This is a genomic window from Mycobacterium sp. 050128 (assembly GCF_036409155.1).
Lineage (GTDB): Bacteria > Actinomycetota > Actinomycetes > Mycobacteriales > Mycobacteriaceae > Mycobacterium.
This window is the reverse complement of sequence record NZ_JAZGLW010000001.1, coordinates 533003-552578: the sequence shown is the minus strand read 5'-3', so window position 1 is coordinate 552578 and position 19576 is coordinate 533003. Positions and strand designations below refer to the sequence as shown.

The 19576-nt window shown below is 66.1% G+C and carries 25 protein-coding genes; 19 read left to right on the top strand and 6 right to left on the bottom strand.

Annotated features, from left to right (window positions below; genetic code table 11):
• Positions 1–23: 23 nt before the first annotated feature.
• On the top strand, positions 24–662 hold the full coding sequence (locus SKC41_RS02665) for a hypothetical protein (RefSeq protein WP_330976201.1): 639 nt from the start codon (positions 24–26) through the stop codon (positions 660–662).
• Between the two features lie 87 nt (positions 663–749).
• Positions 750–1679, top strand: coding sequence for a DUF4436 domain-containing protein (locus SKC41_RS02660; RefSeq protein ID WP_330976200.1), 930 nt, complete (start codon positions 750–752; stop codon positions 1677–1679).
• 24 nt (positions 1680–1703) lie between these two features.
• Here SKC41_RS02660 and pstS read toward each other — a convergent pair whose 3' ends face one another.
• Positions 1704–2831, bottom strand: coding sequence for a phosphate ABC transporter substrate-binding protein PstS (pstS, locus tag SKC41_RS02655; protein WP_330976199.1), 1128 nt, complete (start codon positions 2829–2831; stop codon positions 1704–1706).
• A 466-nt stretch (positions 2832–3297) separates the two neighbouring features.
• Here pstS and SKC41_RS02650 point away from each other — a divergent pair, with 466 nt between their 5' ends.
• The 13 genes from SKC41_RS02650 to rplO all read left to right on the top strand — a co-directional run bounded on the left by SKC41_RS02650 (position 3298) and on the right by rplO (position 10695).
• On the top strand, positions 3298–4185 hold the full coding sequence (locus SKC41_RS02650) for a DUF4436 domain-containing protein (RefSeq protein WP_330976198.1): 888 nt from the start codon (positions 3298–3300) through the stop codon (positions 4183–4185).
• Positions 4186–4215: 30 nt separating this feature from the next.
• Entirely contained in the window at positions 4216–5115 is a 900-nt protein-coding gene (locus SKC41_RS02645; RefSeq protein WP_330976197.1) for a formylglycine-generating enzyme family protein, read from the top strand.
• A 135-nt stretch (positions 5116–5250) separates the two neighbouring features.
• The gene (locus SKC41_RS02640; protein WP_330976196.1) at positions 5251–6204 is read left to right on the top strand and encodes a DUF4436 domain-containing protein; all 954 of its coding nucleotides are present in this window, start codon (positions 5251–5253) and stop codon (positions 6202–6204) included.
• Between the two features lie 270 nt (positions 6205–6474).
• Complete coding sequence (gene rplN, locus SKC41_RS02635) at positions 6475–6843, top strand: 50S ribosomal protein L14 (RefSeq protein ID WP_085233453.1); 369 nt, start codon at positions 6475–6477, stop codon at positions 6841–6843.
• Positions 6844–7161, top strand: a complete 318-nt coding sequence (gene rplX / locus SKC41_RS02630) for a 50S ribosomal protein L24 (protein ID WP_090600435.1) — start codon at positions 6844–6846, stop codon at positions 7159–7161.
• Between the two features lies 1 nt (position 7162).
• Positions 7163–7735, top strand: coding sequence for a 50S ribosomal protein L5 (rplE, locus tag SKC41_RS02625; RefSeq protein ID WP_090600436.1), 573 nt, complete (start codon positions 7163–7165; stop codon positions 7733–7735).
• A gap of 4 nt (positions 7736–7739) precedes the next feature.
• Positions 7740–7925 (top strand): type Z 30S ribosomal protein S14, encoded by a 186-nt coding sequence (locus tag SKC41_RS02620; protein ID WP_090600437.1) that lies wholly within the window; start codon positions 7740–7742, stop codon positions 7923–7925.
• Positions 7926–8011: 86 nt separating this feature from the next.
• Positions 8012–8410: a 30S ribosomal protein S8 gene (rpsH, locus tag SKC41_RS02615; protein ID WP_036466727.1), complete on the top strand. Its 399-nt coding sequence runs from the start codon at positions 8012–8014 to the stop codon at positions 8408–8410.
• 10 nt (positions 8411–8420) lie between these two features.
• Entirely contained in the window at positions 8421–8960 is a 540-nt protein-coding gene (rplF, locus tag SKC41_RS02610) for a 50S ribosomal protein L6 (protein WP_096284799.1), read from the top strand.
• Between the two features lie 2 nt (positions 8961–8962).
• Positions 8963–9364, top strand: a complete 402-nt coding sequence (gene rplR / locus SKC41_RS02605; RefSeq protein WP_330976195.1) for a 50S ribosomal protein L18 — start codon at positions 8963–8965, stop codon at positions 9362–9364.
• A gap of 22 nt (positions 9365–9386) precedes the next feature.
• On the top strand, positions 9387–10076 hold the full coding sequence (gene rpsE / locus SKC41_RS02600) for a 30S ribosomal protein S5 (protein ID WP_330976194.1): 690 nt from the start codon (positions 9387–9389) through the stop codon (positions 10074–10076).
• The gene (gene rpmD, locus SKC41_RS02595; RefSeq protein WP_330976193.1) at positions 10073–10255 is read left to right on the top strand and encodes a 50S ribosomal protein L30; all 183 of its coding nucleotides are present in this window, start codon (positions 10073–10075) and stop codon (positions 10253–10255) included. Before rpsE ends, rpmD begins: the two co-directional genes overlap by 4 nt.
• Positions 10252–10695 (top strand): 50S ribosomal protein L15, encoded by a 444-nt coding sequence (rplO, locus tag SKC41_RS02590; protein ID WP_330976192.1) that lies wholly within the window; start codon positions 10252–10254, stop codon positions 10693–10695. The genes rpmD and rplO overlap by 4 nt, the downstream gene beginning before the upstream one ends.
• Here rplO and SKC41_RS02585 read toward each other — a convergent pair.
• The gene (locus SKC41_RS02585; protein ID WP_330976191.1) at positions 10692–11285 is read right to left on the bottom strand and encodes a TetR/AcrR family transcriptional regulator; all 594 of its coding nucleotides are present in this window, start codon (positions 11283–11285) and stop codon (positions 10692–10694) included. The genes rplO and SKC41_RS02585 overlap by 4 nt on opposite strands.
• An 89-nt stretch (positions 11286–11374) precedes the next feature.
• Between SKC41_RS02585 and SKC41_RS02580 the strand changes: the two genes are divergently transcribed.
• Positions 11375–12283 (top strand): alpha/beta hydrolase, encoded by a 909-nt coding sequence (locus SKC41_RS02580; RefSeq protein WP_330976190.1) that lies wholly within the window; start codon positions 11375–11377, stop codon positions 12281–12283.
• On the opposite strand, the gene SKC41_RS02575 is transcribed toward SKC41_RS02580, so the two are convergent.
• The gene (locus SKC41_RS02575; protein ID WP_330976189.1) at positions 12284–13213 is read right to left on the bottom strand and encodes an LLM class flavin-dependent oxidoreductase; all 930 of its coding nucleotides are present in this window, start codon (positions 13211–13213) and stop codon (positions 12284–12286) included. It abuts the gene before it with no gap.
• Positions 13214–13252: 39 nt separating this feature from the next.
• Between SKC41_RS02575 and sppA the strand changes: the two genes are divergently transcribed.
• On the top strand, positions 13253–15055 hold the full coding sequence (gene sppA / locus SKC41_RS02570) for a signal peptide peptidase SppA (RefSeq protein ID WP_330976188.1): 1803 nt from the start codon (positions 13253–13255) through the stop codon (positions 15053–15055).
• A gap of 51 nt (positions 15056–15106) precedes the next feature.
• On the opposite strand, the gene SKC41_RS02565 is transcribed toward sppA, so the two are convergent.
• The 3 genes from SKC41_RS02565 to SKC41_RS02555 form a co-directional block, all read right to left on the bottom strand.
• Complete coding sequence (locus SKC41_RS02565; RefSeq protein ID WP_330976187.1) at positions 15107–16021, bottom strand: class I SAM-dependent methyltransferase; 915 nt, start codon at positions 16019–16021, stop codon at positions 15107–15109.
• A gap of 75 nt (positions 16022–16096) precedes the next feature.
• Positions 16097–17011 carry a class I SAM-dependent methyltransferase gene (locus SKC41_RS02560; protein WP_330976186.1) on the bottom strand — a complete coding sequence of 305 codons (915 nt, stop codon included), beginning with the start codon at positions 17009–17011 and terminating at the stop codon, positions 16097–16099.
• On the bottom strand, positions 17012–17980 hold the full coding sequence (locus SKC41_RS02555; RefSeq protein WP_330976185.1) for a class I SAM-dependent methyltransferase: 969 nt from the start codon (positions 17978–17980) through the stop codon (positions 17012–17014).
• 108 nt (positions 17981–18088) lie between these two features.
• Between SKC41_RS02555 and SKC41_RS02550 the strand changes: the two genes are divergently transcribed.
• Positions 18089–18340 (top strand): SDR family NAD(P)-dependent oxidoreductase, encoded by a 252-nt coding sequence (locus tag SKC41_RS02550; RefSeq protein ID WP_330976184.1) that lies wholly within the window; start codon positions 18089–18091, stop codon positions 18338–18340.
• Complete coding sequence (locus SKC41_RS02545) at positions 18337–19569, top strand: zinc-dependent alcohol dehydrogenase (protein WP_330976183.1); 1233 nt, start codon at positions 18337–18339, stop codon at positions 19567–19569. Before SKC41_RS02550 ends, SKC41_RS02545 begins: the two co-directional genes overlap by 4 nt.
• Positions 19570–19576: the final 7 nt, after the last annotated feature.

The window sequence follows — 19576 nt, the reverse complement described above, 5'->3', positions numbered from 1 at the left end:
TTGGCGCAGCGGGAGTGATTTGCGTGCTGGCAGGTGGGGTCTGCGGTTGCGGGAAAACCACGGGCGGCAACGCCGTTCGGGCCAGCGCAACGGCCGCGTCAACGACGACGTCCAGTGCGCCGCGCAAATCCGACCCGGCTGAGCCGGTGCCCGGCGTCGAGGCCACACCGCCCGATCACATTCCGCCCAACGCCCTGGCCTGCCTGCCGGCCGCCACCGGCAGCGGCCGGATGACCGCGGCGTCGGTGTCGGATCCGGTGGCCCCTAGGCTCACCGTGCCGCTGCCCGACGGCTGGAACTCGGCCCCCGGCAGTGGTGATGTGGCACTGACCGCGACCGGGACCGACGGGCTGTCGGCCAAGGTGACGATCACGCCGACCGACCTCGAACCCGGCGGGGCGTTTTTGCGCTTCGGCGCCGATCTGCGCACCGCCAACCCGGGTGTACAGGTCAGCGTCGACGCGGCTCAGTTCTGCGGCTACAGCAGCCAGTTGCTCGGCGGCAGCGCCGGTGGGGTCGCCTTCGCCGACCGAATCACCCACATCTGGACGAACACCAAGGCATTTCTCGTGGTCGTCCACCTGGAGGGTCCTGCGGCTGCCCCCGGATTCAGTGCGGCGAAATCCACGGTGATGCAGCAATTCGCGGTCGTTATCCCCTGAAACCGGCCGCTTGACTGCTAGCATCTGACCCCGTGCCTGCCGGGAAAGGCGTCAACCTATCCGTTCTACTCGTGGTGGTGATGTCCGATGACCGCTGAAGCCCCGCCGCTGCCGCCGTCGAAACCAGAAACGCGCGGTCGCCAAATCGCAATAGCCTTCGGAATTCTCGTAGCGGTCATCAGCGTCTACGTCCTATCCCTGATTGCGGTGCACCTGTTGGCCAAATCGGCGCCGCCGTTGCCCGCCGTGGACTTCAGCAAGGTCGAGGCCGAAGACAGCGTCGTGCAGGTGAACCTGAGCGAGCTGAAAACGGTGGCGAATCGTCTGACGGTGAATGTGCTTGTCTATCCGAAAGATTCGCTGTACGACAAGAACTTCGGTGTGCTGACCACCGACGCGGTAGTGCGACTGTATCCCGATAACGACCTCGGCGACCTGCAGTACCCGATTGGCAAGGCGCCGGCGCAGTTGACGACCACCATCGAGGCGCGCGGCGATCCGGGTAACTGGCCTTTCGACTCGTACAAAACGGAAGTCATCGCGGCCGACGTGTTCACCGGAACCGGCCAAAACCGCGAAAAGGCGCCTGCCCGCGTGGAAGTCACCGGAAAGCTGGACGGCTGGGACGCTAGCGTCACCCGGGTCCACGACCCCGATGACGCAGATCCCAACATCATGGACAACGTCGTCATCACGCTGCACCGGGCCAAGGGCCCGCTGATCTTCGATGTCGGTGTGTGCCTCGTGCTCATCACGCTGCCGATCCTGGCGTTATGGGTGGCCATCCCCATGGCTTTGGGCAGGACCTCGTTCCTCCCACCGTTCATCACCTGGTACGGCGCGATGCTGTTCGCCATCGTCCCGCTGCGCAATATCCTGCCCGGCAATCCGCCCTATGGTTCCTGGATCGACCAGGCCGTCGTCCTCTGGGTATTGATAGGCCTGGTCGCCGCGATGACGATTTTCGTCTCCGCCTGGTGGCGGCATCGCGATCGAAAGTCGCCCAAGAAGACCTAGGGCAGACCTGGAGCGCGAAAAGCCTTAACGCACGTTCTCTACGGACGACGTGGTGATGGCGTCGATGGCGGTGAAGACTCGTGACTGGAAGTCGGGCGGCAACGGGATGTAGCCGTTCTTGTCGAGATCGACCTGGCCTGGTCCGACGGCCGCCTGCAGGAACGCCTTGACCGCCTGGCCGACCGCCTGGTCGGTGTATTTCGAGCACACGATCTCGTAGGTGACCATCACGATCGGGTACACGTCGGGCTGGGTGGGGTTGTAGAACGGCGTGGTGTCCAGCACGAGATCGTTACCCTTGCCGACGATCTTGGCGTTGGCGATGGTCTTGCCGACGCTGTCGGTTCCGATGCGGACCGGCCGCAACGATTTCCGGCTTGCCGGGGTCTTGATCTGGGCGGCGAACAGGCCCTGGTCCAAGGCGAACGACAGCTCGTTGTAAGAGATCGCGCCCTCGGTGTTCTTCACCTCCGCCGACGTGCCGACGTTGCCGTGGGCGCTGGTTCCCACGCCGCCGTTGAAGATCTTGCCGGTGCCCTTGTCCCAGGCCCCGCCCGACGCGGCCTGTAGGTAGGCCTGGAAGTTGGCGGTGGTGCCCGATGGGTCGGCGCGGTGGATCACGTGAATGTTTTCCGGCGGCATCGAGGCGTTCATTGCGGTGATGGCCGGATCGTCCCAGCGCGTGATGGTGCCGTTGAAAATCTTGGCCAGCGTGGGCGCGTCAAGCACCAGGGAATCAATGGCGTTGAGGTTGTAGGTGATAGCGATCGGCCCGAACACCACGGGCAGGTTCCACGCGTCGGCGCCGCCGCAGCGCTGCTTGGCGGCCGCGTACTGGTCACCGGAGAGGGGAAGGTCGGATCCGGCGAAGTCGGTCTTGCCCGCGAGGAAGTCCTCGACCCCGGCGGCCGAGGCGTTTGCGGTGTAGGACAGACTCTGTCCCTTGCAGGCCTTTGCGTAGGCATCGACAAAGCGCTTCATCGCATTTGCCTGCGCGGTCGAACCGCTGGCGGTGAGGTCTTGTTTGCCGCCGCAATCGACTCGCGCTCCGTTGGCGTAAGACAGCGAGGTGTGGGGTTTTCCGCATCCCGAGAGCACCAGTGCGGCCGCGGTCAGCACGCTTATGGCGGCGGCCGGTCTGTTGTGCTTCACGTTGAATGCCTCCTTGGGAACGGCAGCCGGTGATACGGCCTTGGGCTGTGATCGAAGTCTAGCGATGCGGCGTGCTTCGTGGGAGCGGTGACCTGGGGTAACCGCATCGATCGAAACGGGGGCTGGCAGGTGTGCACTCGGTCTGAGGCAGCGTAGCTAGCCCGGCCGACCGAGACGGCGCCCGGCATCAGCGGCGAGCCCGGTTTCGGGGTGCATGTCCACCCCGCTTTCGATACACGTCGACATTTACAGCTATCGAAGCGACGCGCAAACAAACATCGGGTGAATTGGCACTTGGCAACGCCGAGCCCGGTGCAGGGACTGACTAGGGAAGTTTGCGAAAAGACGCATTTCGAGCGCGATTGCCGCGGGTTGATTACCATCTGACTTCGTGTCGTCTCCGGTTAGCTGGAATCGTCCAGCGAATTGCGGGACGGCCGCCAGTTGTCCACCGTGGAGGTGACCGATGACCGCTCAAGCCCCGCCTACGCACGCCGCCCCGCCGCCACCGTCCAAGCCGAAAGGCCGCTTGTTCCTCGGACTGGGAATTCTCGTCGCTTTCATTGTGGTCTACGGCTTGTCGTTGTTCGGCTTTCATCTCCTCGGGGAATCGGCGGCGCCCCTCAAGGCTCCGGATCTCAACGCGGCCGACGACACCGTCGTGCTGGTACGTATCGAGGAGCTCAAGACCGTCGCCAATCGCCTCGGGGTGAAGGTGCTCGTGTACCCGCAGGAGAACATGTGGGACCCGAAGCTGGAGGTGCTGAAGACCGACACCTCGGTGCGCATGGATCCCCCCAACGACGCGGGTGACCTCGCCTACCCGGCAGGCAAGTCACCGGCAATGGTCGCCACCACGGTGGAGGCGCACGGCGACCCCGAGATCTGGCCCTTCGACTCCTACGAGACGGACACGCTCTCGGCCGAGGTTCTGGGCGGATCCGGCGACGATCGCAAGTACAAACCGGCCCGTGTCGAGGTGGCCGGAAAATTGGAAGGCTGGGATGTCAGGGTTCAACGCGTCGGCGAAGGCGGCGACAGCGTGATCATCACCCTGGAGAGGTCCAAGGCCCCGCTGATCTTCGATCTGGGAATCTGCCTTGTCCTCTTCGCTCTGGCGACCATGGCGTTGGCGGTTGTCATTCCGATGGCGCTCGGCAAGCGGAAGTTGGTGCCTCCGTTCGGCGGGTGGTTCGCCGCGCTGCTGTTCGCGGTCATCCCCATCCGCAACTTCCTGCCGGGGGCCCCACCGCCGGGTGCCTGGATCGACCAAGCCCTCGTCATCTGGGTGCTGATCGCACTCGTCGCGGCGATGATGGCGTACATGTTCACGTGGTACAAGAAGTCGGACTAACGCGGGTTGGGCGCCGCCTACCCTGAAATGGTGCTCACCGAGTTGGTCGATCTGCCCGGCGGCACTTTCCGCATGGGTTCGACGAGCTTCTACCCCGAAGAGGCGCCGATCCACACGGTGACCGTGAGCCCCATCGCGCTGGAGCGGTACCCGGTGACCAATGCGCAGTTTGCCGAATTCGTCACTGCCACAGGCTATGTCACGGTCGCCGAGCGGCCGATCGATCCGGCGCTCTACCCCGGTATCGATCCCCGCGAGCTCAGTGCGGGCGCAATGGTTTTCCGTCCCACGCCGGGCCCGGTCGACCTGCGCGACTGGCGGCAGTGGTGGGACTGGGTGCCGGGCGCGAGTTGGAAGCACCCGTTCGGACCGGACAGCGATGTCGCGGACCGGGCCGATCATCCGGTCGTTCAGGTCGCGTATCCCGACGCCGCCGCCTACGCGCGCTGGGCCGGGCGGCGGCTGCCGACGGAGGCGGAGTGGGAGTATGCGGCCCGCGGCGGAAGCCAGACCACCTACGCGTGGGGCGACGAGCCCCAGCCGGGCGGGCAACTGATGGCCAACACATGGCAGGGCGACTTCCCGTACCGCAACGACGGAGCGCTGGGCTGGGTGGGAACGTCACCGGTGGGGGAGTTTCCGCCGAACGGATTCGGACTGCACGACATGATCGGCAACGTCTGGGAGTGGACCGCCACCGAGTTTTCCGCGCACCATCGGCTCGATCAGCCCCCGAAAGCGTGTTGCACCCCCTCGGGACCCGCCGACCCGGCTGTCAGCCAGGCGCTGAAGGGCGGTTCGCACCTGTGCGCGCCGGAGTACTGCCACCGCTACCGTCCGGCGGCCCGGTCGCCGCAATCGCAGGACACCGCTACCACCCACATCGGGTTTCGCTGCGTGGCCGACCTCGGATCCGCCGTCGAGCGTTAACGACGGCTTTCGGGCAGGTGACAGTAGTCCCTGGCGCGCGAGATTTAGTTGCGCGGGCGGTGCGGATGTTCGCTACCATCTGCCGGTGTCACCCCGTCAAGCTGGACTTCGCCAGCGAGTTGCCGGCCGGGTCCGATGACCACCGAAACACCGCCGACAGAGGCGCACTCGGAGGAACCATCGGCGAAGAAGTCGGGCCCCCTCAGCTTTCTGAACCGGCACCGACCGCGCCTGTCACTGGGCGCGTTCATTCTGGCCGTGGTGATCGGCGTCTACGCCTTCTCGCTGTTCGGTGTGCACTACTTGCAGCGATCGGAGGGACCGCTTCCACCGCTGGACCTCAGTGAGGGCGGCGGCAACGACACGATCGTGCAGTTGCGCCTGGACGACTTTAAAACCACGTCCAATCGTCTCAAGGTGGATGTCCTCGTCTATCCCCCGGATACGCTGTACGACAAGCGATTCGACGTGCTGAACACCGACGTCGCGGTGCGGCTGTATCCGACGAACGACCTCGGCGACCTGCAGTTCCCGAAAGGCAAGGCGCCGGCACAGGTCGAAACCACCATCGAAGCGCACGGCGATCCGGCCAACTGGCCGCTCGACACCTACAAAACCGAGAAGATCTCCGCCGACACCTTCATCGGCTCCGGCGACGACCGCAGAAAACTCCCCGCCCGTGTCGAGGTGACCGGGGGGTTGGACGGCTGGGACGTCACCGTCAGCCGCGACGACGAAACCAGCAACGTGAACTCGCGCGGTCTCGACGACGCCCAGCTGGTCATCACGATGAAGCGGGCCAAGGGACCGCTGGTCTTCGACATCTTCATCTGCATCGTGCTCGTCACCCTGCCGATCTTGGGCTTGTCGGTGGCCATTCCGATGGTGATGGGCCGCAGAAAATTCGTGCCGCCGTTCGGGACGTGGTACGCCGCGATGCTGTTCGCGATCGTTCCGTTGCGAAATATCCTGCCCGGGTCACCACCCCCGGGCTCGTGGATCGACCAGGCCGTCGTGCAGTGGGTGCTGCTCGCGCTGGTGTCGGCGATGAGTTTGTACATCCTGGCCTGGATCCGGCAGGGCGACTGACGCCCGCGAGGGCCGGTATCGTCGCTGCTAAATGTGGGTTGCGCGGCAGGTGTGAGTTGGCCCGCCAGGAATTTGGCGCTGAGCAGGACTTCACCTAGACTCTAGGGGTTGCCTTGGGCAGACCTCGGCCGGTGCGTGCAAGCGTCACAGGCCCCGCGTGCCCTTCGGTAACAAAGACCGCGCACGTCAGGTTTGTGGTGGGCCTTGCTTTCTTGAGGTTTGCCGAGGTGTCCTCCTGCCGTGCACACGTGAACGCAGTCAGGAGATCGAGTGATTCAGCAGGAATCGCGGCTGAAGGTCGCCGACAACACCGGCGCCAAGGAGATCTTGTGCATCCGGGTGCTCGGTGGCTCGTCGCGACGCTACGCCGGCATCGGTGACGTCATCGTCGCCACCGTCAAGGACGCCATCCCGGGTGGCAACGTCAAGCGCGGTGACGTCGTCAAGGCCGTCGTGGTGCGCACCGTCAAGGAGCGCAGGCGTTCCGACGGCAGCTACATCAAGTTCGACGAGAACGCCGCGGTAATCATCAAGCCCGACAACGACCCGCGCGGAACCCGCATCTTCGGGCCCGTCGGGCGCGAACTGCGCGAGAAGCGATTCATGAAGATCATCTCGCTGGCCCCGGAGGTTTTGTAGATGAAGGTCAAGAAGGACGACACCGTCCTGGTGATCGCGGGCAAGGACAAGGGCGCCAAAGGCAAAGTGCTCAAGGTGTTCCCGGACCGCGACCGCGTGCTGGTCGAGGGTGTCAACGCGATCAAGAAGCACACCGCGGTTTCGACGAACCAGCGCGGCGCCCGCTCGGGCGGAATTGTCACCCAGGAAGCGCCGATTCACATCTCCAACGTGATGGTGGTCGACTCCGACGGTAAGCCGACCCGCGTCGGTTACCGGGTCGACGAGGAAACCGGCAAGCGCGTCCGCATTTCCAAGCGCAACGGCAAGGACATCTAAGGTGACCACAACAGAGGCCAATGTGAAGGCGCAGCCGCGCCTAAAAGAGCGCTACCGCAACGAGATTCGCGACGCGCTGCACAAGGAATTCAACTACGGCAACGTCATGCAGATCCCGACCGTGACCAAGGTCGTCGTCAACATGGGCGTCGGCGACGCCGCCCGGGACGCCAAATTGATCAACGGCGCCGTCAGCGACCTGGCCCTGATCACCGGGCAGCGACCCGAAATCCGCAAGGCCCGCAAGTCCATCGCGCAGTTCAAGCTGCGCGAGGGCATGCCGATCGGCGCGCGGGTCACCCTGCGGGGCGACCGGATGTGGGAGTTCCTCGACCGGCTCACCTCCATTGCGCTGCCGCGTATTCGTGACTTCCGCGGGCTTTCGCCCAAGCAGTTCGACGGCGTCGGCAACTACACCTTCGGACTGGCCGAGCAGTCGGTGTTCCACGAGATCGACGTGGACAAGATCGACCGGGTTCGCGGCATGGACATCAACGTCGTCACTTCGGCGACGAACGACGACGAAGGACGAGCGCTCTTGCGGGCCCTCGGCTTTCCGTTCAAGGAGAACTGAGTAGATGGCTAAGAAGGCACTCGTTAACAAGGCCAACGCCAAACCGCGCTTCGCGGTGCGTGGCTACACGCGCTGCAACAAGTGCGGACGTCCGCGTGCGGTTTACCGCAAGTTCGGGCTGTGCAGGATCTGCCTGCGCGAAATGGCGCACGCAGGCGAACTGCCCGGCGTGCAGAAGAGCAGCTGGTAACAGGCACAGGACGAGAGACCAACCCAGAACAGGTGCGCGACAGGCCCCTAACGGGAACCATCGCGAGGAAGGTTACAGACGCTGTCATGACAATGACGGACCCGATCGCAGACTTTTTGACACGTCTGCGCAACGCCAATTCGGCGTATCACGACGAGGTGACGTTGCCTCATTCCAAGATCAAGGCCAACATCGCGCAGATCCTCAAGAGCGAGGGATACATCAGCGACTTCCGGACCGAAGATGCTCGGGTCGGCAAGGCGCTGGTCGTTCAGCTCAAGTACGGACCCAGCCGGGAACGCAGCATTGCCGGCCTGCGCCGGGTCTCCAAGCCTGGTCTGCGGGTGTACGCGAAATCCACCAACTTGCCGCGCGTGCTCGGCGGGCTGGGCGTGGCGATCATTTCGACGTCGTCAGGTCTGCTCACCGACCGTCAGGCAGCCAGACAAGGCGTGGGCGGCGAAGTCCTCGCGTACGTGTGGTGAGGGGGTAACCATGTCGCGCATTGGTAAGAAGCCGATTCCGGTTCCCGCCGGAGTCGACGTAACGATTGACGGCCAGAAGGTCTCGGTGAAGGGTCCCAAGGGCTCCCTGGACCTGACCGTCGCCGAGCCGATCACGGTGGTTCGCAGCGAAGACGGTGCGATCGTGGTCAACCGTCCGGACGACGAGCGGGAAAACCGTTCGCTGCACGGGCTTTCGCGAACGCTGGTGTCCAACCTGGTCACCGGTGTCACCGAGGGCTACACCACCAAGATGGAGATCTTCGGCGTCGGCTACCGAGTGCAGCTCAAGGGCCGCAACCTCGAGTTCGCGCTGGGATACAGCCATCCCGTGTTGATCGAGGCGCCCGAGGGCATCACGTTCGCGGTGGAGACGCCGACGAAGTTCAGCGTCACCGGGATCGACAAGCAGAAAGTCGGCCAGATTTCGGCGAACATCCGCCGCCTGCGCCGTCCCGACCCGTACAAGGGCAAGGGCGTGCGCTACGAGGGTGAGCAGGTCCGCCGCAAGGTCGGAAAGACAGGTAAGTAGCCATGGCGAAAACACAGGCTGAAACGCAAAAGCCAGCGGGGAAGAACATCTCCGCGACTCGCCGCGTCGCGCGGCTGCGCAGGCACGCCCGGCTGCGTAAGAAGATCGCCGGCACCTCGGAGCGTCCTCGGCTGGTGGTGAACCGGTCGGCGCGACACATTCACGTGCAGCTGGTCAACGACCTCACCGGCACCACGGTGGCGGCCGCGTCGTCCATCGAGGCGGACGTTCGCGGACTCGACGGGGACAAGAAAGCCCATAGCGTGCGGGTCGGCCAATTGATCGCCGAGCGCGCCAAGGCCGCCGGCATCGACAGCGTGGTGTTCGACCGTGGCGGATACAGCTACGGCGGACGGATCGCGGCGCTGGCTGATGCCGCGCGCGAGAACGGATTGAAATTCTGATGACAACTGGAAGGACCGCATAATGGCGGAGCAGTCCGCTGGGGGGCAAGGCGCCCCGGACAGCCGTGACGGCCGCGATTCCCGCGATTCCCGTGACGGGCGAGGTCGGCGCGACGGCGGCGGTGGCCGCGGCCGCGACCGTGACCGCGACGGAGACAAGAGCAACTACCTGGAACGGGTCGTCGCGATCAACCGCGTTTCCAAGGTGGTCAAGGGTGGTCGGCGCTTCAGCTTCACCGCTCTGGTCATCGTGGGTGACGGCGCGGGCATGGTCGGCGTCGGCTACGGCAAGGCCAAGGAAGTTCCGGCCGCGATCGCCAAGGGCGTGGAAGAGGCGCGCAAGGGCTTCTTCCGGGTCCCGCTGATCGGCGGCACCATCACGCACCCGGTGCAGGGTGAGGCGGCCGCGGGTGTGGTGCTGCTGCGCCCGGCCAGCCCCGGTACCGGTGTGATCGCCGGCGGTGCGGCGCGCGCAGTGCTGGAATGCGCTGGGGTGCACGACATCCTGGCCAAGTCGCTGGGCAGCGACAACGCGATCAACGTGGTGCACGCCACGGTGGCCGCGCTCAAGCTGCTGCAGCGCCCGGAGGAGGTGGCCGCTCGCCGCGGTTTGCCGATCGAGGATGTCGCCCCGGCCGGAATGCTGAGGGCGCGACGGGAAAGTGAAGCGCTGGCCGCCAGTGCAGCGCGTGACGGAACGGCACAGCAATGAGCCAGCTGAAGATCACCCAGGTGCGCGGCACCATCGGGGCGCGCTGGAAGCAGCGCGAATCCCTGCGCACCCTGGGGCTGCGCAAGATTCGCCAGTCGGTGGTCCGGGAGGACAACCCACAGACCCGCGGGTTGATCGCGAAGGTGAGCCACCTGGTTGAGGTGGAGGAGACCAAATGACCATCAAACTGCACGACCTGAAGCCGGCCCCCGGGTCGAAGAAGGCGCGCACCCGCGTTGGTCGCGGTGAGGGCTCGAAGGGTAAGACCGCCGGCCGCGGTACCAAGGGCACCAAGGCACGTAAGAACGTGCCGGTGACCTTCGAGGGTGGTCAGATGCCGATCCACATGCGGCTGCCCAAGCTCAAGGGATTCAAGAACCGGTTCCGTACCGAGTACGAGATCGTCAACGTCGGTGACATCAGCCGACTGTTCCCCGAGGGCGGTGCGATCGGCGTCGCCGAACTCGTCGCCAAGGGCGCGGTTCGCAAGAACTCGTTGGTGAAGGTCCTCGGCGACGGCGACCTGGCCGTCAAGGTCGACGTCTCCGCGCACAAGTTCAGCGGCAGTGCCCGCGAGAAGATCACCGCCGCCGGCGGCTCGGCCTCCGAGGTCTCTTAGTCACGCGATTCGGCGTCCATTAGTGCGGATGCCGTACGAAGCGCGGAATCTAGTGCCGCGCTTCGGGTTTCGCTCTGCTCGGGCATACCGCGCGATATCAGCACCGATCCGACCATCAAGGCGACGATGCTCCATGCTCGCCGTCGGCGGTCGGATTCTTCTCCGTCGAGCAGTTCGGTGAGCCGGTCGATCAGGGCGAGCATCTTGCGTTCGTAGGCCTCTTTGACGGACGGTTCGGCGCGGGATACGTCCGCGCTCAACGCGGGCATCACGCACCCTCCCGCCACATCGTGGCTGTGATCGGTGTTCATGTATTCGTGGAGGAACGCGATCATGTGCGCCCGAGCCTCGTCGCGGGTCATCGCGCCGGTGTCCGTGACGATCGGTTCACCGAGCCCCGCCTCGATGACGGCCTCGAGAATCGCCGTCTTGTTCGGGAAGTTCGAATAGAACGCGCCTGACGTGACGCCCGCGGCGGCGGCCAGCCCGTCGACGCCGATGCCGTTGAATCCGCTCGTCTTGAGCGAGCGGGTTCCGGCGCGGACGAGTGCGTCGCGCGCGCGTGCCTTCTGATCGGGTGGATATCTCACGGGTCTCCCTATGGCTTGACGCTCCTGCCATCATAGGATAACGTCCGTTACTATAACGATCGTTATTCAATAACTGGAAAGGTAACCCCATGGTCAGCTCGCAGGCGAAAGAGTTCGCCGACTTCTTCGGCGCCCTGAGCGCGCGATCCGCCAACCCGAATTTCGACCTGGACACCGTGCGCGACGTCATCGAGACGATGCATATCGCCACCAAGGAACCCGAGGGCGTGACCTATGCGGAGGTAGACGCGGGCGGGGTGGAGGCGCTGTGGTGCATTCCCGTCGACAGTGACCCGGACCGCGTGTTGCTGCACAACCACCTGGGTGGCACCGTCGTCGCGTCCATGCACTCCGACCGCAAGGCCGCGGCGCACATCGCGAAGGCGGCGGGTGCGCGGGCCCTGGTGCTCAACTTCCGACGCTCACCGGAACACAAGTTCCCGGCGCAAGTCGAAGACGTGCGCAACGCCTACAACTGGCTGCTTCAGCAGGGCTACCGGCCGGAAAACATTGCCAGCGTTGGCCATTCGGTCGGTGGCAACTTCGCGGTCGGGCTGGCGATCGCGCTGCGGGACGAAGGAGCCGCACTGCCGGGCGCGATCGTGTCGATCTCCCCGTGGGTCGACCTGACAATGACAAACCAGACCTACGACAGCAACGCGGAGCACGACCGGTTGCTGTCGCGTCCGCTCGCGGAGTTCTTCCGGTCATGCTGGCTGGACGACACCGGAGTGGGCTTCGACGACCCGCGGGTGAGTCTGCTTGCCGCGGACCTGTCCGGGCTGCCGCCGACCGCGGTGTTCTGGGGCAGCGACGAAGTGCTCGCCGGCGAGGATGCCGAGTTCGCCCGTCGCCTCGACGCGGCCGGAAACGACGTCCTGGTGGGCGAAGTCGAGGGGGGTCAGCACTCCTTCATCATCGCGGCGGGCTGGGTGCCCGAGGTCGACGACGCAATCGCCGAGATCGGCGAGTGGCTGCGGAAGAAATTGGGGAACTGACTAACCGAGCTGCGGGATTACTTCCGCGGCAAGGCGTTCCATCTGCTCGCGGTTTTCTCCGACGTCGGCGCCCAGCGGATTGAGCAGCAGCGTCTGGGCGCCGGCGTCGAGCACCTCTTGGAGCCCGCGGGCGACGTCGTCGGCCGTTCCGGACACCGGAACGGCCTCGATGCCGGGTATCACACCGCTGTAGGTGCGCTCTAACCCGTCGAGCACCCGCTCGCGGGCGCGTGCGGGGTCGTCGTCGACCATCAGATAAACGCGCTTGCTGATCGGAAAGTGGGCCGGGTCCTTCTGCTGTTCGTCGAGTTCGCGGCGCACGATCGGAACGGCTTCGGCGAAGGCTTCGGTGGGCGACGCGCCCGCGCCCATGAAGGCGTCCCCGTGGCGCACCGCCCGGGCCAAGGCCTTGGGGGCCATACCGCCGAACCAGATCGGCGGGTGCGGGCGCTGCACCGGCTTGGGTTGGAACGGCAGGTTGGCGACGTCACGGAACCGGCCATGGAAGTTCACCGTCGGCTCGTCGGACCAGGCCGCCTTCATCAGGGTGAGGCCCTCGGTGAAATAGGAGATGAAGGTCTCCTTGTCGACGCCGAACGCCGCGAGCGTGGGGCCGCCGCGCCCCGGCGCGACACCGATATCCAGCCGGCCGTGACTGATCCGGTCGACCGTGGCCACCGCCGAGGCCAGCTGAAGCGGCTCGTGCTGCGACGTCACCAGCACGGCTACCCCCAGCCGCAATCGCTCGGTGAAGGCCGCGCAGTACGACAGCAGCTCCAGCGGTGCCAGCAGCGGTGCTCGGCCGATGGTTTGCTCGAGCGTCCAGATCCCTTCGAATCCGAGTTCCTCGGCGCGCATCACATAGGAGCGCATCCCCTCAGTGTCGAAGACGTCGTAGTCGAACTGTGGGATGGCAATCGAGAACCTCACGAAATCACCCTACGGGCGTCAATCGGTACGCTGCAGAGCATGTTCGCCTTTCTGCCTTCACTGCCCGGTGTCGACGACGTGCGTGCCCTGGCCGGCCGCGTCGATACGGTTCGCCACCACGGCGTACCCAATGGCTGCGTGCTCGAATTCAACCTGCGTTCGGTGCCGCCCGAGACGGCGGGCTTCGACCCCATAGCGTTCGTCACGGGGGCGGAGCGACCGATAACGCTGCCCCAGGCGGTCGCCGCGATCCACCGCGCCGCCGAGGACTCCCGGGTGGCCGGGCTGATCGCGCGCGTGCAACTCGAGGCCTCGGCGCCGGCCGCGGTCCAGGAGCTGCGCGAGGCGATCGCCGCGTTCAGCGCGGTCAAGCCATCGCTGGCCTGGGCCGAAACCTACCCGGGGACGCTGTCCTACTACTTGGCCTCGGCGTTCAGCGAGGTCTGGATGCAGCCGTCGGGCAGCGTCGGGCTGATCGGCTTCGCGAGCAATGCGACCTTTTTGCGCACCGCACTGGACAAGGCGGGGATCGACGCCGAGTTCGTTGCCAGAGGCGAATACAAGTCGGCGGCAAACGTTTTCACCGAAGAGGGCTTTACCGAAGCCCATCGCGAAGCGGTCACCCGGATGCTGGAAAGTCTGCAGGACCAGGTGTGGCACGAGATCGCCGTGTCGCGCAAGATCGATGCGGCCACACTCGACGCCCTGGCAGACCGGGCCCCGCTGCTGCGCGATGACGCGGTGTCCTCCGGCCTGGTCGACCGGATCGGCTTCCGCGATCAGGCCCACGCGCGAATCGCGGAATTGATTGGTGTGGAAGGTGTTTCGGCTGACGAAGATGACCCCGGGGCCGACCCGGAAAAGTTGGCGCCGCGGCTCAATCTGACCCGCTATTCCGCCGCGTCCCGGTCGCGGCTGGTGCCGCCGGCGCCGCCGATTCCCGGACGCCGCCCCAAGCCCACGTTCGCCGTGATCACGCTGCAGGGTCCGATCGTCAACGGGCGCGGCGGCCCGCAGTTCCTGCCGTTCGGCAACTCCAGCGCCGGCGGCGACACGATCGCGGCGGCCCTGCGGGAGGCCGCGCGCGACGATTCGGTATCGGCCATCGTGCTGCGGATCGACAGCCCCGGCGGTTCGGTCACGGCGTCGGAGACCATCTGGCGCGAGGTCGCGCGGGCCCGTGAACGCGGCAAACCGGTGGTGGCATCGATGGGGTCGGTCGCCGCGTCCGGCGGTTACTACGCCGCGATGGCCGCCGACGTGATCGTCGCCAGTCCGGGCACGATCACCGGCTCGATCGGTGTGATCACCGGGAAGCTGGTGTTCCGCGATCTCAAGGAACGCTTCGGAGTTGTGTCAGATGCGGTGCGCACCAACGCAAATGCCGACGCGTGGTCGACCGATGTGCCCTTCACGGCGCAGCAGCGGGCCGATCGAGAGGCCGAGGCGGACCTGATCTACGACGACTTCGTGCAGCGCGTCGCCGAGGGCCGAAACCTGACCACCGAGGCCGTCAACGCCGTTGCTCAAGGACGGGTGTGGACCGGAGCCGACGCCCTCGAACGTGGCCTGGTCGACGAACTCGGCGGCCTGCGCACCGCGGTGCGCCGCGCCAAGATCCTGGCCGGCCTGGACGAGGACACCGATGTCCGGGTCGTCAGCTTCCCGGGATCCTCGTTGCTTGCGCTGGTGCGCCCCCGGGCGTCCTCGCAGCCGGCCGCCGCATCGCTGCCGGATGCGCTGGGCGCACTGCTCGGCCGCACGGTTGCCGCGGTGGTGGAAAACCTCGAGCAGGCGGTCAGCGGTGCCAGTGTGCTGTGGCTGGGGGAGTCGCGCTTCTAGCCCGATGGTGGCGACCCGCTGCGCCCGGCTACGCCGCGCTTGCGATCGCCACTAGCCGGCGAGCCGGCCGCTGATGAAGATGATCTCGCCGAGCGGGTCGTCGTTTTCCGGCGGCGGGACCTCCAGGCCGTTTTGGCCGAATAATTCCGTTCGCGTCACGCCCTCGACGGTCCAGCCCTTGATACCCAGATAGTCGACGACGTGATTGCGCTGCCCGGCGTACACCAGCGACGCCATGTCGATGTCGACGCCGTGCTCCTTGAAGGAGCCCGACATCTCCCGTACCCGGTCGGCATCGAAATCCACAATGCCCGGGACGAATTCGGTGGCGATTGTGCTGCCCGGCGCGGACAGGGCGGTGATGTTGTCGAACAACAGGTCCTGGGCGTCGGGCGGCAGGTAGATCAGCAGACCCTCGGCCAACCACGCGGTCGGCGTGGTGGTGTCGAACCCGGCCGCCCGAAGTGCCGCCGGCCAGTCCTGGCGCAAGTCGATCGAAATGGTGCGCCGGGTAGCGGTGGGATGGGCCCCGATACCGGCCAAAGTGGTTGTCTTGAAATCGATTACCTGCGGCTGGTCGATTTCGTAGACCACCGTCTCGGCGGGCCACGGCAACCGGTAGGCGCGCGAGTCGAGGCCGGACGCGAGGATCACCACCTGGCGCACGCCGGCGGCGGTGGCGTTGACGAAGTAGTCGTCGAAATACTTCGTGCGCACCGCCATTCCGTCGATCATCGCCCGCATGCGGACCGGCGTGGCGTTCTCGATGGCCGAGAGGTCGAGCTCACCGTCCATCATCTTGGTGAAGAAATCCACGCCGACCGCGCGCACGAGCGGTTCGGCGAACGGATCGTTGATCAAACCGCGGGGATCCTTCGTCGCCATGGCACGCCCGGTCGCGACCATGGTTGCGGTCGCGCCCACGCTGGACGCCAGATCCCAGTTATCGTCGTGTGCGCGAGGCATGAGACGACTCTAGCCCGACGACGATGCGCGCCGAACGGCGCGATGAGGAGTTGGGCAAATGGCGTGAGCCAAGCCCTAATTGCGCGTCGCGGCCACATAGCTCATGTCGCCGAAGGCGGTCGTCATCTCCTCCGAGGGGAACTCAAACCCGTTGCGGGCATACAGCTCCTTGGCGGGATGGGCCGTCACCTGCCAGCCGTGCGTGCTCAGATAGTCCACCACGACGCTGCGCTCGCCCTGGTAGAACAGGTCGGCCGCGTTCAGGTCGAATCCGAAGCTGCGCCACCGGTCGCTGATCTGCTGTAAGCGCTCGTCGGAGAACGCATTGGGGTCGGGCACATGCTCGGTGGCGATGCGGCTGCCCGGCGCGCTCAGGGCGGTGATGTTGTCGAACAGCCGGTCCTGGGCCTCCGGCGGCAGGTAGGGCAGCAGCCCTTCGGCACTCCAGGCGGTCGGTTGCGTGACATCGAAGCCGGCCGCGCGCAACGCCGCCGGCCAGTCGTCGCGCAGATCGATGGCGACGGTACGGCGCTCGGCGCTCGGCGCGGCCCCGATACCGGCCAGTGTGTCGGTCTTGAACGCGACGACCTGGGGCTGGTCGATCTCGTAGACCACCGTGCCTGCCGGCCACGGCAGCCGGTAGGCCCTGGTGTCCAGACCGGACGCCAGGATCACCGCCTGCCGCACACCCTCTTCGGCTGCGCCGGTGAAGAAGTCGTCGAAGAACCGGGTGCGCACCGTCATCTGATGGATCCGCGCCTTGCGGTTGAGCAGCGCGTCGTCCTCGAAATCGATCTCGCCGTCGATGACGCGGACGAAGACATCCAGCCCCACGGCCCGCACCAGTGGATCCGCGTACGGATCGTCAAGCAGCGCGTCGGGTCCCTGCGACGCCACGGCGCGGGACGCGGCGACCATGGTGGCCGTCGCTCCCACGCTGTTGGCCAGGTCCCAGCTGTCGCCTTCGGTACGTCCTGAATCAGTGCTCATCTACTTCGCTTTCTTATCCAGGGTGCCGCTGGTGTAGAGCATCTCGCCCATCCGCATGTCGTCGTCTTCGAGCGGATCAAATCCGTTGTCCGCGAACAACTCCTGGATGGTGCTGCTGGCGAGGCTCCACCCGCGATCGGCCAGATAGGGAACCGCTTCGTTGCGGTCGCCGAGGTAGACCAGGGCCGCCATGTCGAGGTCGAAACCGTGTGCACGCCAGCGTTCGGTGATGGTCTGCATGCGCTCGCGCATCTTTTCCTCTTCGCCGGGCTCCGGGTTGGGCGCGCTCTCGGTGGCCAGTCGGCTGCCCGCCGCGCTGAGCGCGGTAATGGTGTCCAGCAGGCGATCCTGGGCGTCCGGCGGCAGGTAGCCGAGCAGACCCTCGGCGCTCCATGCCGCCGGCTGGGCGGGGTCGAAACCCGCGGTGCGCAGCGCGGTGGGCCAGTCGTCGCGCAGATCGACCGCCACCACCCGGCGGTCGGCGGTCGGTGCCGCACCCAGCTTGGCCAGCGCCTTGGTCTTGAATTCGATGACCTGCGGCTGGTCGACCTCGTAGACCACCGTGCCGGCGGGCCACGCCAACCGGTAGGCGCGGGAATCGAGCCCGGAAGCCAGGATCACAACCTGCTTGATACCAGCCTCGGTGGCACCGATGAAGAACTCGTCGAAGAATTTGGTGCGCACGGCCATGTTGTCGGCCATCCGCGACATCGCCCCGGCCGATCCGGCCGCGCCGTCGTGGACGTCGTTCAGCTCTGCGGGGTCCAGCTCGCCAGTGGCCAGCCGAGAGAGCAGGTCCACGCCGACGGCCTTGACCAGCGGTTCGGCGAATGGGTCGTTGATCAGCGGGCGATCGGCGCGGGTCGCGATAGCGCGCGCGGCCGCGACCATCGTTGCCGTCACACCGACGCTGGACGCCAGGTCCCAGGTGTCGCCCTCGTATCTGGTGGAGTTGGTGGAAGAAGTCATTTGGTGCCCCCTCAATCGGATGTATTTAGCTTACCTTCGTTAATACTTAGCTAATATAACAAGCTTCCACCACTGTACGCTTCCCGCGATTCGGGGCAACCTTGACGAATGGCGTACGCACCGCCCTTCACGATGGCCGGAAAACGGGCGCTGATCACCGGTGCTTCTTCGGGCCGGGGGGCGGCCCCGGCCCGGCGGCTGGCTGCCCAGGACGCGGTCATGGGGCTGATCGCCCGGCGACGCGACCGTCTCGGCGAGGGGCTCGCGCAGTGCCGTCGAACCTCGCCGGACTTGGCGATGTGGGTTGGCGACCTGGCCGAAGCCTTCATCGCCGGGGTGGCCGGGATGGCACCCGGATGAAGGCGCTGGTGTACGGCGTGGCACCGGAGCCGTTCGAGGTTCCCGGCGACGCCAACACGCTGACAGCCAACTTGGCCCGCACCCCGACCGCCCTGCGGTCAGTGCCGGATCCGCAACTGCCGCAAGAGGATTGGGTGGTCACGCGGCCGCGGCTGACCGGAATCTGCGGCTCGGACTCCAAGCAAATCCTGATGGACTTCGGCGAGGACGACGCCGACAATGCAATGGGCGGCTTCTGTTCCTTTCCGCAGGTGATGGGTCACGAGGTGGTCGCCGACGTGGTGGCGCTGGGGGCAGGAGCCCGCGGGCTCGAGGTGGGGCAGCGCGTCGTGCTCAACCCGTGGCTGTCGTGCGGGCCGCGCGGCATCGAGCCGGTGTGTCCCGCCTGCGAAAGCGGCGACTACAGCCTGTGCTGGAGCTTCACCGACGGCGATATCAAGCCGGGGATCCACACCGGGGTGTCGGCCGACGTGACCGGTGGATACGCGGAATTGATGCCGGCGCACGACAGCATGCTGTTCGCGGTTCCCGAGTCGATACCCGACGAGATGGCCGTGTTCGCCGACCCGTTTTCGGTGTCGCTGCACGCGATCACCCGCCATCCACCGCCCCGCTCGGGCCGGGTCTTGGTCTACGGGGCCGGTTCACTCGGGTTGTGTGCGGTCGCGATCCTGCGGGCGCTGTATCCCGACGTGGCGGTGGCCGTGGTGGCGCGCTTCGATGCCCAGGCCGAGGTGGCCCGAAAGTTCGGGGCCGCCAAAGTCCTTGCGCACGAGCCACGCCTGTCCCTGATCGAAGGGTTGGTCGGCTGGGGCGGCGGCCGGCTGCGCCAACCGCTGCTGGGGCTGCCGATGGCGCACCCGGGAGCCGTCGACGTCGTCTACGACACGGTCGGCAAACCCGAGACGTTCGAGGTCGGGGTGCGGGTGCTGCGCTCGCGGGGCACGCTGGTCAAGGCCGGGGTTCACGCGCCCGGACGCTGGGAGTGGAGCCCGCTGTACTTCAAGGAGATCGCCCTCGTCGGGTCCAATGCCTTCGGTTTCGAGGAGGTCGACGGGCTGCGCAAGCACGCGATCGCCCACTACCTCGACCTGGTCGCCGACGGCCGGGTGGACCTGCGGCCGATGCTGACCCACACCTTCGCGCTGGACCGTTGGCGCGACGCATTTTTGGCGATTGCCAACCAGGGCGAAAGCGGTGCCATCAAGGTCGCCATCGATCAGCGTTAGTCGGTCG

Excerpts from the sequence above, each read along its gene's own strand:
- rplO (WP_330976192.1), top strand. The coding sequence starts at position 10,252 with ATGACCATCAAACTGCACGACCTGAAGCCGGCCCCCGGGTCGAAGAAG.
- SKC41_RS02640 (WP_330976196.1), top strand. The coding sequence starts at position 5,251 with ATGACCACCGAAACACCGCCGACAGAGGCGCACTCGGAGGAACCATCG.
- rplX (WP_090600435.1), top strand. The coding sequence starts at position 6,844 with ATGAAGGTCAAGAAGGACGACACCGTCCTGGTGATCGCGGGCAAGGAC.
- SKC41_RS02555 (WP_330976185.1), bottom strand. The coding sequence starts at position 17,980 with ATGACTTCTTCCACCAACTCCACCAGATACGAGGGCGACACCTGGGAC.
- SKC41_RS02565 (WP_330976187.1), bottom strand. The coding sequence starts at position 16,021 with ATGCCTCGCGCACACGACGATAACTGGGATCTGGCGTCCAGCGTGGGC.
- rpmD (WP_330976193.1), top strand. The coding sequence starts at position 10,073 with ATGAGCCAGCTGAAGATCACCCAGGTGCGCGGCACCATCGGGGCGCGC.
- SKC41_RS02620 (WP_090600437.1), top strand. The coding sequence starts at position 7,740 with ATGGCTAAGAAGGCACTCGTTAACAAGGCCAACGCCAAACCGCGCTTC.
- SKC41_RS02580 (WP_330976190.1), top strand. The coding sequence starts at position 11,375 with ATGGTCAGCTCGCAGGCGAAAGAGTTCGCCGACTTCTTCGGCGCCCTG.
- SKC41_RS02650 (WP_330976198.1), top strand. The coding sequence starts at position 3,298 with ATGACCGCTCAAGCCCCGCCTACGCACGCCGCCCCGCCGCCACCGTCC.
- rplR (WP_330976195.1), top strand. The coding sequence starts at position 8,963 with ATGGCGAAAACACAGGCTGAAACGCAAAAGCCAGCGGGGAAGAACATC.
- rplF (WP_096284799.1), top strand. The coding sequence starts at position 8,421 with ATGTCGCGCATTGGTAAGAAGCCGATTCCGGTTCCCGCCGGAGTCGAC.
- SKC41_RS02550 (WP_330976184.1), top strand. The coding sequence starts at position 18,089 with ATGGCGTACGCACCGCCCTTCACGATGGCCGGAAAACGGGCGCTGATC.
- sppA (WP_330976188.1), top strand. The coding sequence starts at position 13,253 with ATGTTCGCCTTTCTGCCTTCACTGCCCGGTGTCGACGACGTGCGTGCC.
- rpsH (WP_036466727.1), top strand. The coding sequence starts at position 8,012 with ATGACAATGACGGACCCGATCGCAGACTTTTTGACACGTCTGCGCAAC.
- SKC41_RS02545 (WP_330976183.1), top strand. The coding sequence starts at position 18,337 with ATGAAGGCGCTGGTGTACGGCGTGGCACCGGAGCCGTTCGAGGTTCCC.
- rpsE (WP_330976194.1), top strand. The coding sequence starts at position 9,387 with ATGGCGGAGCAGTCCGCTGGGGGGCAAGGCGCCCCGGACAGCCGTGAC.
- SKC41_RS02560 (WP_330976186.1), bottom strand. The coding sequence starts at position 17,011 with ATGAGCACTGATTCAGGACGTACCGAAGGCGACAGCTGGGACCTGGCC.
- SKC41_RS02660 (WP_330976200.1), top strand. The coding sequence starts at position 750 with ATGACCGCTGAAGCCCCGCCGCTGCCGCCGTCGAAACCAGAAACGCGC.